The sequence below is a fragment of the Paenibacillus sp. FSL R5-0378 genome (assembly GCF_038009285.1).
GTDB lineage: Bacteria > Bacillota > Bacilli > Paenibacillales > Paenibacillaceae > Paenibacillus_AQ > Paenibacillus_AQ favisporus.
In genome coordinates, this window is record NZ_JBBPAY010000001.1 from 6,452,508 (window position 1) to 6,464,708 (window position 12,201).

Genomic DNA, 12,201 nt, shown 5'->3' on the forward strand with positions numbered 1-12,201 from the left:
TGGCTCGCCCATCTTCACTTTATCCCGTTAGAGGGCTATACTTATTCTCGACCTATTTGACAACAAGCATGACGGATGAGGAGGCATGTATAACTTGAAGATTCGGCTGCTTAATTCAAATGAATTGCAACAGGCCGCAGACCTGTCGGACCTTGTATTTGGCAAGCCCGGCCAGCCCTCTATGGGCAAATCGTTTCCGGCCCTGTTTCATCCGGGCGTCAGCCATTCCTATGGCGCGTTCACCGATGAGGGCGAGCTGGTGGCGTTCATGGGACTGGCGCCGGACGTGGTGCGGATCGGGGAAGCCAGGCTGAACGTGTTCAGCATCGGTTCGGTATGCACACACCCCGACTTCCGCGGGCAAAATCTCGCCAGCACGCTTCTGGCGGAATGCATGGATCATGCACGCCGCTCCGGGGCTTCCCTCGTATTCGTATCCGGCGGCCGTTCCCTGTACCGCCGGGCAGGCTGCTACGATTTTGGCAGAGTCCATTATGCCATGCTGGATCGCAGCAGCGCGGCAGCCCTTTTGCAACCGGATACAGATGAATGGAGCATCAGCCCTATGCGGCCGGAGGATACGTTCGGCATCTCCGCGATCCTCTCCGGCGCTTCCCCGGCCTATGAGCAGGGCCCCGCACAGCTGCTCACGTTGCTGGGCAGCAGCGCCATCGCGGACATCACCATGATGCGCCAAGAAACGCTCACCGCTCGCAAAGACGGCGCGATAGCAGCCTTTCTGGCCGCTGCCGTGCCAACGGCTCCTGAATCCTCGACGTCCGGCGAACCGGCCAAGGCCGTCGAGTGGGGTGGCCATCCGCAGGCCGTCGCCCGGCTGCTGGCCGAAATGCTCCAGCGCCACCGGATTCAGCGCTTGGAGGTTCCGGTGCCTTGGCAGGAGCAAGCCCTGCTGAAACTGCTTCAGCAGGCTGGCGCCGCGGTCCAATCCGGCCCGAACAGCGGCACCGTATGGATCGCGGACGCCCACAGCCTGCTCACGCAGTGTTCCCCGCTGCTCAAGTGGCAATCCTTTATCCGCATCGATGAAGCCGGCGGCAGATCATACACGGTCACAAACAAGGGACAGGAACTCGTGCTGGATGACAGCGGTTTGCTGTCGCTGCTGTTTGATCCCGAGTCTCCCCACCTGGCGGAGGCGCCGGAAGACTTCTGTACGATACCTCTGCCTTATTTATCCGGACTGCATTATATTTAACAGCAGCGGCTACAGCGCTGGTGCATACGCGTCCAACCAAAGAAAAGGAGCCGTCCCGGTATACCCGGACGGCTCCTTTGTATGCAAATATCCTACTTTACGATAAAGTCCGCCATCGATTTCACTTCGATCCGGCCCGGTCTGGCCGGGATGAACGGCTCTTTCCCTTCCGAACGGGCGTAAAACTGCACGCGCTGCTCCCTGCCCGGAATCAAATCGAAGAAATTGTCGCTGAAGCTGCCCTCCGCCTCGCTGGAAATCCATACTTGTTTGGCCAGCGTATCCGTTGTAAGGATCAGCGTATGACCTTGGCTGCCTTCTTCCTCCCGTACCGTGATATTCGCTTTGGCGAACGCGAACTCCTTAGCCGGCACGAAATAATGCTCCTTGATGTCCACCACTTGCCCGGACACCTCAAGCTGGACGAGCAGAAACGTTTCCTGCGGGCGGCTTCCACCCAGCAGCTGCTCCACGGAGCAGGTATGCACCTTTTCCGATATGTTCGCGCTTATGCTGAAGCTCTCCGCCGTTTCCTGCAGGACGTTCCCTTTCAGGTCCATGACCTGCAGGCGAAGATTTCCGGACAGCGGCTGAAGCACATCGGAAAGGACGTAAATGTCCAATTCATCGCCGCGCGTACCGTCGATGGAAACGGCGACGTCGCGGAAGCTGCGTTTGGCGTAATACTGGAGCGCCTTCCAGCGGCCGAAATAATCCATCCCCGCCCAGGAAGCCACCGGCCAGCAATCGTTCATCTGCCAATACAGCGTCCCCATGCAGTAAGGCTTCTTGCGGCGATGCGCCTCAATCGCCATCTTCATGGCTTCCGCCTGCAGCACCTGGCTCATATACAGGAAGGAAGGGAAATCCTTCGGCTCGTTCATGTACATATCCATGTACTGCTTGATCAGACGGTTGCCCTGCCCGTTCTTCTGGTGGGCCAGCATCACTTCGGATTCCAGGGCCAAATCATGCTCTTCGGCATAACGGCGAACCGATTTGTATTCCGGGAACGACTGAAAACCGTATTCGCTCATGAAACGCCCGATGTACACGTTATAATTTTCAAACGGCTCCACATTGTGCCATACGCCCCAGTAATGGATGTCCCCGCCGGTGGAGCTGTTCGTCGCATGCTGACGAATGTCCCCGGTCAGCTCGATCATCGGCGAAGACGGCCAGTAATCGGCCTGCGGCGCATAACGGGTAATCGCTTCCGGCAAAATCCGGTGGAAGATCGCCTCGTAATCCTGCCACAGGCGCTCGCGGAGCTCCGGAGTATACAGCTGCTTCCAGCCCCAGCCGGTATTTTCGGAATAGTGGGACCAGGCCGTATCGATTTCGTTATTGCCGCACCATAAAACAATCGAAGGATGATTTCTCAGACGTCTGACGTTTTCCTCCGCTTCCAGCCGCACATTTTCCAAAAATGCTTCGTCGCCGGGGTACATGCTGCAGGCAAACATGAAATCCTGCCATACCATCAGGCCGTATTCGTCACACAGCTCATAGAAAGCGTCCTGCTCGTAAATCCCCCCGCCCCAGACGCGAAGCATATTCATGTTGGAGGCTGCTGCACTGGCAATCTCATGACGGTAGCGTTCGTAGGTTACTTCGGTAATAAAGCTGTCGTTCGGGATATGGTTGGCACCCTTGGCGAACACCGGTACTCCGTTCAGCTCGATATAAAAGGTAGAGCCGGCCTCGTCCTTATCGCGGACCAGCCTGACCGAGCGCAGGCCCGTTTTAACGCTTTTCTCGGCTGCCACGCCGCCGTCAACGATCAGCTCCGCACGGAATTCATACAAATTCGCCTCACCGAGTCCACGGCACCACCACAGCTTCGGATTGTCGATCACCAGCGGGAGTTCCACCGTTTGGGCGCCTTGTGACAGCTGGACCTTCTGGTCCCAAGTCTGACCGTCCGCGCTCAGGCGAACCAGCGCTTCCCTTTCCAGGTCTGACTCCAGCTCGATCACGGCCGTTAACTTGGCCGATGCTGCCGTAACCTCCGTCTGATCGATGTACACATCCTGAATCCGGCTGTGATCCCATCCTTCAATATAGACATCCCGCCAAATGCCGCTGGTTACGAAACGAGGACCCCAGTCCCATCCGTAATGATACGGCGCCTTGCGGGCGAATACGCTGATTTTCCGGTCTCCAAGTCCTCCGACATCCGACTGGTCATTCGTTGCCGGCAAATCGTAGCCGAGGCGTTCCAGCTTCGGAAGATCCTCCTGGACCGGCGAGCGGAAACGCACATGGACGGTATTGTCCTTCGGCTGCAGCATATTCTTAACATCGGCCTTCCATGTGCGGAACATGTTATCCGCCTGAAGAACAGTTTTGCCGTTCACGGCGACGTCCGCATAGGTGTCAAGCCCTTTAAAGACGAGCTCCAGATGCGGAAGGGCCAGCAGCTCCTCCGGCAAATCGAACCGGCTTTCGTATTCCCAATCCTGCTTGTCGATCCACTGCACTTCCTTCTCATTCGTTCCGTAGAACGGATCCGGAATTTTGCCGTTGGCCAGCAGATCCGTATGCACGCAGCCCGGTACCTTCGCCTCCATCCATTCCTGATCTTTGCAAGCCTTAAAGCTCCAGCTGCTGATGTTCCATTGCGTTTTGTCCATGATATCCTCCTGCCATTGCTCGTATTGTCCAAATAAAGTTAGCATAATTTATTATAACAAAACTAACAATCTAGTAAATGATCATTTTCCCCACCAGCCGGATGTTTTCAACATCTTCGGATCACCGGGAAGGGACGGCTCGAGGGCTAACCGGGACCCTATTTTTTTGCTCCTGTAGATAACATCTCGGCCGCCCCATCATACACTGCAATAAGACCTCTGGCTTCAGCGGCGGCGACAAGCTGTATAAATCGATTTCAGATGATCAAACATACATCGGTTTCTTTCCCCAGTCTATTTTCTCTTGGCCTCGGAACGACCCGAACGGCAGTAACATAACTTACTGTGAGTTCGTTAAAGCACCCTGTCATCGTTTTTTAAAGAAGGATTCTCACGCAAAGGAGTGTCTTAACGTGAAACCAGTGAAATCGGCAAAGCCAAGGAAGCGGGTTAAATCAAGATCAAAACCGGCGAAGCCCGTTCGAATCAGTGGTTTGGTCCCCTCCGCAACCCCGGGAATGGGAGCAGGCGGTGCGATGAGCATCGGAAAGCAGCTTGCCTTTATTTCCGCTTTTCTGTTTCTTATTGCCGCAACGATCAGCTTATATCTGGCCTGGAGAGACCTCCATGGAGGGAACGCTCCTGAAGAGCTATTTTAAACGTAAAAAAATGACGCCGATGCAGGCGCCATTTTTTTGTTCCAGTGTATGCGGATCAAGGGATTATTCCGTTCCCTGTTCGCCGGATGCGGCGGCCGGGAAACGGACGGTCATCACCGTACCGGCGCCTTTCTTGCTCTCAATCTCGATCTTTCCCTGCATCACCTCAATGATGCGGAACGTGACCATCAGTCCGAGCCCGGTTCCTTTCGATTTGTTGGAGTAATATGGCTCGCCGAGCCTCGCCACCTCTGACGGCTCCATCCCCTCTCCATTGTCGGCGACGCAAATGACGACCTGGCCGTTGTCCCGGTAAGCCCGGATTTGAATGTGGCCTTCCTCCCGCAGCGCTTCAATGCTGTTCTTGATCATATTGATAAAAGCCTGTTTGAACTTCGACGAATTGCCGTAAACGTACAAGTCTTGGGGAATATCCGTCGTCATCCGGCCGCCTTGAAGGTTAGCCAGGGGGATCAAGATGCCCTCGATATGCCGGAATTCATACCCCACATTGAGCAGGGATACCTTCTCCGCCTCCGGCTTGGCAAATGTAAGAAAATCCGTAATAATCCCCGATGCCCGGTCCAATTCCTCAAGCGCCAGCCGGAGATACTCTTTCTCCCGGTCCCTCGACTTCTCCTGCAGCAGCTGCAGAAAGCCGCGGGTGACCTGAAGCGGGTTTCTCACCTCGTGCGCAACCGAGGCGGCCAGCTCGCTGATGATTTCCATTTTCTCCGACCGCTGCAGCTCGCTGTTAAACATTTCAAGCTCCCGGGAATACACGACAATCTGCCGATGATTATGGGCAAACTTCCGGCCAAGGATCATGATGAGGCTGATCACGAAGCCTAGGACTCCCCATTTCCACCAGAACAGCACGTAGTCCCCCTGGCGTACATAGAACCAGACAAGTTCACCCAGCGCCGGGATGGCAAACAAGGCAAATCCCGAAGCAAACACAGCCGCGTCCCTGTTTCCTCTGGCGGCGTAGGATATCGCGCTGGCCGCCAAAATCATCAGCAGAACGATCATAATGCAGCCGAGCACCTTGACGGAAAAGAAATAATAAATATCGGAGAAACGGCTGCCGCTAAGCAGGTTGATGACCATAAACCCGAGGCAAAAGAGCGAGTACCCTACCTGGAATTTGCGGCACATCCGAATGATCAGCATGTAGCCGGGGCCAATGGTTCTTTCAAAATAATAGGTTATCGCCGGTAAGAGCGACAGCAGGCCAAGGTCAAAAACGACCTGAAACCATTCTCCATAGCTTCTGAACAGACTGTACACAAAAGGAGAATAAGTCAGGATCATAAGCCCGATCGACAAAATGACTGCCGTCAGTGACAGCCAGCTGTTCCGCTCACTCCGGTTCAGAAGTATAGCCGAAATCAGCATGATCAGCGCAATGAATATAAACGAGCTTCCCAAAACGATATCACCCAGATTGGCCTTGATCAGCTTGGTCAGCAGCGTCTGGTAATCACCGGCCCACACGGGACCGTCCATGCCGATTCTGCCGGTTCCCCCTTGGATTTTCATAAGCAGCGTTTGACCGGCGTCTTCACGGCTCAGTGGAAGCAGGATATGATGAACATCATACCGGTAATCCCGATCGATTTCGTATCGTTTCTCTTGACCGACGTAGATGTCGATTTTGATTCCATAAACCGGTTTGAGCAAAATGGCAGGCGTATTCCAGATGAGTGCCGGCAGCTTCGTTTCGAACCATCCCGCCTTCTCTTCCCCGGTGCTTAGCTGCAGCGGCTGCTTCATCCGGTACGGCTTCCACCCGGAAGCCGGCCCGATGCCGTCCGTGCTGCGGCTGCCCGTACCTCCGCCCTCCCAAGTGAACCGCCAGTCCGTCAGCGGCTTTAGAGCCGGTTCGGAACTGCCGTAACAGGAGGCGGCAAGCACAAGCTGGATGACTATACAAATCGCCGCCGCGATGATGCCGTATTTTCTCGAAGCTTTCATATGTGCACCTCTACCGAATGTTAGTGTACCGGAACCAGCAGTCTGCAGCCTCGCATCCGGTTCTTTCAATTTCGGATTTCATAAATTGGAAATATATGCTAAACTAATCAAAACCTCAACTAAACTTCATATAACAACATACACACAACCCCATATTCATAACCAGGTCAACGGCTCAATGAGGTCTTCAGCACCGGATACCGCCGCTTGGAACAACAATTCTATCTAAAAAAGGTGATTATATGGAATGGTTAGAGCGTTATGAAGCCGATTTGTCGTATGTATTCCGCGAAACCGAGTGCATCATTGCCGCGTTCCCTTCTCCGTTGAACACGAAAGGCCTTTCCTATTTAACCCATTTTAACCCGCTCGAAGAAAACAGCGCCAAAAACTATATCTGCTATTTGCTGCCCTTCTGGCTGATGGAAATGGCAGGACTTTCGGCCGAAGACGCCCGGAAGCTGTCGATCGGCAACGTTTGCGCCATGCTCTATTTTTTCATTCAGGACGATTGCATGGATTCCTCCTCGCCCCAGGACAAGGAGCAGCTGCCGCTGGGAAATTTGCTGTATCTGCAGTTTCTCGACATCTATCGCGGCTACTTCCCCTCAGCGTCCCGGTTCTGGTCCTATTTCAGGCAGTACCTGCATGAATGGGCGGAAGCCGTTACCAATGAGCACACGGCCGACTATTTCCGCGTGAATCCGCTGTTCATCGCGCGCAAGGCTGCGCCGCTGAAGCTGTCGAGCACCGGAGCGCTGCTCCTGTCGGGCGGGGAGGAACAAATTCCGGCCGTGACCGACTTGCTCGAACACGTACTGGCTACGCTGCAAATGGCGGACGATTGGGCCGACTGGCGGGAAGATCTTGAGGAAGGCAGCTATAACAGCCTGCTCTCGCTGATCCGGTCGCAGTTTGCCCAAGGCGGACCGCTCACTGCCGATCGTGTCGAGCATTATATTGCCGTTCACGGCATTCTGCGCTCATACACCGCCGTGGCGGAAGCCAACCATGAGCACATCAAGCAGACCCCATTGAGCATTCCCCAGCTGCTTTCTTTTCACGAGCATATTCTGCTGTCGATTCAGGACGACGCAAACCGGATCGAAGATGAGAGAAACGCCTTGCAAAAAGGCGGATTAAGTTTATGGTTGTTAAATCATATCAAATAATGATAGATTTATAATTTATTCCATGGTATACTTATAAAGGTAATATTAACCATTTTGTTGAAAGGGTGATTCTAATGACAGCAGAAGCTATCCTTCACAACCAAGTTATTCAAAAAGCCTGGGAAGACCCAAGTTTCAAGGAAAGACTCCTGGCCGACCCTAAGGCCGCAATCAAAGAAGTGCTCGGTATTATTTTACCTGAACACATCAAAGTAAAGACAGTGGAGGAATCATCCAACGAGTTTTATCTCGTGCTTCCCCCAAGTCCAACAGAAACGGTCAGAGCGGCCGCGGCGCCGAAATACTCCTGGTAATTGAGATTACTCACCTCATCTTGAATATACATAAATGATGAAAGGGTTGGGAACAGTGAAGTTCGCCACCTTACCGTCAAGCGGCTTATACAGCCGCTGATGGAAAGGAGACGACCGCTTCGGTTCCCACCCCTTTTTCGCTTTTGAATTCAAGACTTCCCCCCATGGCTTCCACGATCCGGAACGTAACCATTAGACCAAGCCCGGTCCCTTTCGTCTTGTTGGAGAAATACGGCTCGCCCAGCCGGGCAAGCTCCTCCTTGCTCATCCCTTCCCCATTGTCCTGAATATGGATGACAACCCGTTCGTCCATTTCGTAAGCCCATACGTTAATCTGACCGTCTCCGTTAAGCGCCTCGATGCTGTTCTTCACCATATTGATAAAAGCCTGCTTAAATTTCGAAGAGTTCCCTTTCACCTGCAGATGGTCCGGAACACGCATATCGATCTGGGCGCCCTGAAGGTTCGCAAGCGGTACGATGACGCCTTCCACATGCCCCAGCTCCTCTTTGACGTTCAGGACGGAAATTCGTTCAAACTGCGGCTTGGCAAAGGTCAGGAAGTCGGTGATGATGCCTGCGGCCCGGTCCAGCTCCTCCAGGGCCATCGTCATATAGAGTTTATCCTGGTTTCTGTACTTCTTGGTCAGCACCTGCAGGAAACCGCGTGTCACCTGAAGCGGGTTCCGGACCTCATGGGCGACGGATGCCGCCAATTCGCTGATGATGGCCATTTTCTCGGAGCGCTGCAGCTCGTTGTTGAACATTTCCAGCTCCCTTGAATATTTTACAATCTGTTCGTGATTGATGGTATAGTTCCGGCCGAGGATCAGCATCAGGGATATGATAAATACAGCCGCCCCCCACTTCCACAGAAACAGGTCATAATTGCCGTCCTTCAAATAGAACCAGACCATTTCGCCAATGACCGTCAAGCCGAACACCGCAAAACCGACGGTGAGAATCTCGGCGCTCCGGTTCCCTTTCACGGCATGGATGATCGAATTGCTGACGAGCAGCACGGCTTGTACGATCATAACGATTCCCAGAACACGGACCGACAGAAAGTAATGGATACCGAATAATTTATCGTTTAGCACGATGTTCGCCAGCATGAAGAGCAGGCAGAATGCCGAATATCCGATTTGAAAATACAACAGCTTCTTAATCACCGAACGATACCCGCTGCCGAAGATCCGTTCGATAAAATAGGTTAGTGACGGAAGCAGCACGAACAGCGCGACATCCCATAGGCGGGTGTAGAGCTTGCCGTAATCCTTGTAAAAGGTATAAAGAAACGGGGAATACGTGATGACCAGTACTCCGGCGGAGGCGATCACCAGACTCAGTGAGATCCAGGAGGCGTTCTGCTCCTTTTTCAAAAAAACCGAGCAAATGAGCATGACGAGCGCAATAAAGACAAACGCGCAGCCCAGTATGATATCGATCAGGTCTCTCTTGACGTAGTTGTCCAGCAATTCCGGATAGTTGCCCAGTTCAATGCCGTGGCGCAGTCCGATGCGGTCCTTGGCGGATTGAACGCCTATGTACAGTATTTTATCGGAATCATTTTTCTGAAGGGGAGTTAACACTTTGTTGTTATCGTAAATATAGTCGCGGTTTGATTCGTAGATGGGGGTCGTGCCGATAAAAATCGCAATGTTCTGTCCGTATATCTTAGGGATAAGCATGGAGGGGATGTCCCAGTTCAAGGCAGGGAGCTTCGTTCTGATCCATAATGTCGATGATGTTCCGGGCCTCTTCGGCAAAGCCATGCCGGATGGATTCGGGCTCCAGCCTTCGCTTGCCGTTACGGATCCGGGAACTGCCGCAAGATCCGTGCTGTCCGCCCATTTGACCTCCCACTCGGTAATCCAACGCTCTCCACCCGTCTGCATCGCTCCAGCAAATACCGGTACCGTCACAAACAGCAGGGTCAGGCAAGCGATCAGAGCCAGCTTCGTGATTACGGATTTGGGGAAACCCTTCATAAAACACCTCAAAAGTTAATATTTGTAAAATTTTCAACTGCTATGTAGATTCGCTATCATCATCGTCCACTCCTTCCTGTTCTTTCGGGCATCGTCAAAAAATATATCATTTGCATAAATATACATACAACCTCGAGCATACTGCCGCCATTCTTTATATTTATGCATTTGAAAACATAAGAATCCCCGGGTTGACATCAACTTTAGCACAACTGCCTTCGGGGCTACACAAGCCGGGACTTATTTAATCATACCACTTTTTCCTAAGTATGGTAACGATGTTTCACCTTGAGCGGGTACGTTTATTAAAGTAGCAAACGACACAGACTTCCCGATCTGCGCTGAAAGGAGGATTACCCATGAGTGAATTCCGCCGGAACAACGTTGAGGTTGAGCATAAGGAAGTTCAGCAAAAGTCCGATTCCAGTCTTGTAGCAGCCACTTTTATCAAATATGCCGCGTACATTATTATTTTTTTCGGTTTCCTCTATTTCTTGATCCGATACGTATTTCCTAAGTTTTAATCCGGGAGCGGATATACGGGCTCATTTCGGGTAACGGTAAGGAAAGAAAATACGCCAAAGGAGATGGATGACATGGCTGATGAGTATAATAAGAATATGAAAAGCGATGCCGATTTGACCTATGAACGGTACGACCAGCAGCGCGAGCTTCCGCCCGAGTTTGAGCTGCCCCGGGATGACTTCAAGGATACGGGAACATACACCAAGCAAAGCATCAGCCGTGAGCCGGAAGCGGAGGACGTGGAATTCTATGTCCGGTCCGACATGAGTCCCGAGCTTGGGGGCCGGGACTCGGCCCAAGCCTCTGCCGGGACGTCCGGCGCGTACGCCGGTGAATCCTCGGCTGTGAATGAACTGACCGAGGACGAAGAGCTGCCGGACGTTCCGGATGCGGACGACATTTCGGCGAACAGTCCGGTCGATCCTTCCGCGATCGCCATGGTGGAGGATATGCACGGAACGGACCTGATCAATGGATATGACGGCGATGATTCCGAAGAACTGTAGCCGGTACGTTCATTTAAGATTATAAAAAAAGAGGAGGACTCCGCCGTTCCCGGCCGGAGTCCTTCTTTAGGTGTTGGCCGGTACGTTCCGGCGTTTATGCTAATCCCAGCGCCTTGACCAGCACATATCCGACGCCGGCAAGCAGGCAGGAGCCGAGCAGCGCTGCGGCGAACGGCCGGCCCCCTTTGCGCCCAAACACGGCGAAGTCGACGTTCAGGCCAAGACCGGCCATGGCCATGGCCATCAGCATATAAGCTGCCGTGACGATCTGCGAGGCAGCCGATTCGGGCAGGATGCCCAGCGTATGGATGCCGCTCATCGCCAGGAAGCCAAGCACAAACCAGGGGATGGGTATGCGGCTTCTTTCCCCCGCTGCAGTGCGCCCGCCCTTGCGGCTGCTCCAGAAGCCGACGAGAACGGCGACGGGCACGAGCAGCGCCACCCGGGTCAGCTTGACGATGACGGCCATATCTTCGGCCTCCTTGCCCCCTGGCGCTGCTGCCGCGATGGCATGGGCAACTTCATGGAGCGTGCCGCCCGCAAACACGCCGTATCCGGCCGGCGACAGGCCGAGCAGCGGATACAGGCCGACGTACAGCAGCGTAAACAAGGTGCCGAGCAGGGCAACTACCGCGGCGCTGACCGCCGTCTCCTGCTCGTTGGCCCGAACCTGCGGCGCGATGGCGGCCACGGCGGCCGCTCCGCAAATGGCCGAACCGCAGGCGGCCAGCAGCGACATGACCGGATCGACCTTCATCAGCCGGGCGATGCCGTATACCGCAAGCAGCGTCACGCTGATATTGACCGCGGCCAGCAGCAGAACCTTTGGCCCGGCATGAACGATGTCCGTCAGGTTCAGCCGCATGCCGAGCAAAATAATACCCAGCCTGAGCAGCTTTTTATTGGAAAAGGCGATGCCGGGCATCGCGTACTCCGGCACGCCGGCGAATGCCCGGTAAACCATGCCAAGCAGGATAGCCAGCACCAGCTGCCCCATGATGTCGAGAAAAGGCAGCAGCGCCAGCCCCTTGGCCACCAGTGATAATACAAACGTGAGGCAGAGCCCCAGCATATAAGCGTTCAAATTGCGCTTTTTGCGCGGCAGGGCCGATCCCTGAGATGCAATCATGATTCATTCCTCCCATCCGTAGCCTGGTCATTCAAGCGGCTATCGATACGCTCACTATAGAATGTCCGGCTCCGGAA

10 protein-coding genes are annotated in these 12,201 nt (G+C 53.8%); 6 read left to right on the forward strand and 4 right to left on the reverse strand.

The annotated features are described in order from the left end of the window. Positions 1-94 precede the first annotated feature (94 nt). Positions 95-1,216, forward strand: a complete 1,122-nt coding sequence (locus MKY74_RS29955) for a GNAT family N-acetyltransferase (RefSeq protein WP_076173671.1) — start codon at positions 95-97, stop codon at positions 1,214-1,216. A 92-nt stretch (positions 1,217-1,308) separates the two neighbouring features. Here the strand turns inward: MKY74_RS29955 and MKY74_RS29960 are convergent, their stop codons facing one another. After that, entirely contained in the window at positions 1,309-3,852 is a 2,544-nt protein-coding gene (locus MKY74_RS29960) for a beta-mannosidase (RefSeq protein ID WP_076173670.1), read from the reverse strand. 536 nt (positions 3,853-4,388) lie between these two features. Between MKY74_RS29960 and MKY74_RS29965 the strand changes: the two genes are divergently transcribed. Further along, positions 4,389-4,511, forward strand: coding sequence for a hypothetical protein (locus MKY74_RS29965; RefSeq protein ID WP_256992938.1), 123 nt, complete (start codon positions 4,389-4,391; stop codon positions 4,509-4,511). Positions 4,512-4,574: 63 nt separating this feature from the next. Here the strand turns inward: MKY74_RS29965 and MKY74_RS29970 are convergent, their stop codons facing one another. Then, positions 4,575-6,488: a sensor histidine kinase gene (locus MKY74_RS29970; RefSeq protein ID WP_076173669.1), complete on the reverse strand. Its 1,914-nt coding sequence runs from the start codon at positions 6,486-6,488 to the stop codon at positions 4,575-4,577. 242 nt (positions 6,489-6,730) lie between these two features. Here MKY74_RS29970 and MKY74_RS29975 point away from each other — a divergent pair, with 242 nt between their 5' ends. Further along, positions 6,731-7,660, forward strand: coding sequence for a hypothetical protein (locus MKY74_RS29975; RefSeq protein WP_076173668.1), 930 nt, complete (start codon positions 6,731-6,733; stop codon positions 7,658-7,660). A 74-nt stretch (positions 7,661-7,734) separates the two neighbouring features. Continuing rightward, a complete protein-coding gene (locus MKY74_RS29980) occupies positions 7,735-7,974 on the forward strand; it encodes an NHLP leader peptide family RiPP precursor (protein WP_076173667.1) in 240 nt (79 codons plus the stop codon). 85 nt (positions 7,975-8,059) lie between these two features. Here the strand turns inward: MKY74_RS29980 and MKY74_RS29985 are convergent, their stop codons facing one another. Continuing rightward, positions 8,060-9,964: a sensor histidine kinase gene (locus MKY74_RS29985; protein ID WP_076173666.1), complete on the reverse strand. Its 1,905-nt coding sequence runs from the start codon at positions 9,962-9,964 to the stop codon at positions 8,060-8,062. Between the two features lie 359 nt (positions 9,965-10,323). Here MKY74_RS29985 and MKY74_RS29990 point away from each other — a divergent pair, with 359 nt between their 5' ends. Together MKY74_RS29990 and MKY74_RS29995 are read left to right on the forward strand one after the other, a co-directional pair. After that, positions 10,324-10,488, forward strand: a complete 165-nt coding sequence (locus tag MKY74_RS29990; RefSeq protein ID WP_167372908.1) for a hypothetical protein — start codon at positions 10,324-10,326, stop codon at positions 10,486-10,488. 72 nt (positions 10,489-10,560) lie between these two features. Next, positions 10,561-10,995, forward strand: a complete 435-nt coding sequence (locus MKY74_RS29995; protein ID WP_076173665.1) for a hypothetical protein — start codon at positions 10,561-10,563, stop codon at positions 10,993-10,995. 94 nt (positions 10,996-11,089) lie between these two features. Here the strand turns inward: MKY74_RS29995 and MKY74_RS30000 are convergent, their stop codons facing one another. Then, positions 11,090-12,124, reverse strand: coding sequence for a YeiH family protein (locus MKY74_RS30000; RefSeq protein WP_076173664.1), 1,035 nt, complete (start codon positions 12,122-12,124; stop codon positions 11,090-11,092). Between the last annotated feature and the right edge of the window lie 77 nt (positions 12,125-12,201).

Excerpts from the sequence above, each read along its gene's own strand:
- MKY74_RS29980 (WP_076173667.1), top strand. The coding sequence starts at position 7,735 with ATGACAGCAGAAGCTATCCTTCACAACCAAGTTATTCAAAAAGCCTGG.
- MKY74_RS29960 (WP_076173670.1), bottom strand. The coding sequence starts at position 3,852 with ATGGACAAAACGCAATGGAACATCAGCAGCTGGAGCTTTAAGGCTTGC.
- MKY74_RS29965 (WP_256992938.1), top strand. The coding sequence starts at position 4,389 with ATGAGCATCGGAAAGCAGCTTGCCTTTATTTCCGCTTTTCTGTTTCTT.
- MKY74_RS29995 (WP_076173665.1), top strand. The coding sequence starts at position 10,561 with ATGGCTGATGAGTATAATAAGAATATGAAAAGCGATGCCGATTTGACC.
- MKY74_RS29985 (WP_076173666.1), bottom strand. The coding sequence starts at position 9,964 with ATGAAGGGTTTCCCCAAATCCGTAATCACGAAGCTGGCTCTGATCGCT.
- MKY74_RS29990 (WP_167372908.1), top strand. The coding sequence starts at position 10,324 with ATGAGTGAATTCCGCCGGAACAACGTTGAGGTTGAGCATAAGGAAGTT.
- MKY74_RS29975 (WP_076173668.1), top strand. The coding sequence starts at position 6,731 with ATGGAATGGTTAGAGCGTTATGAAGCCGATTTGTCGTATGTATTCCGC.
- MKY74_RS30000 (WP_076173664.1), bottom strand. The coding sequence starts at position 12,124 with ATGATTGCATCTCAGGGATCGGCCCTGCCGCGCAAAAAGCGCAATTTG.
- MKY74_RS29970 (WP_076173669.1), bottom strand. The coding sequence starts at position 6,488 with ATGAAAGCTTCGAGAAAATACGGCATCATCGCGGCGGCGATTTGTATA.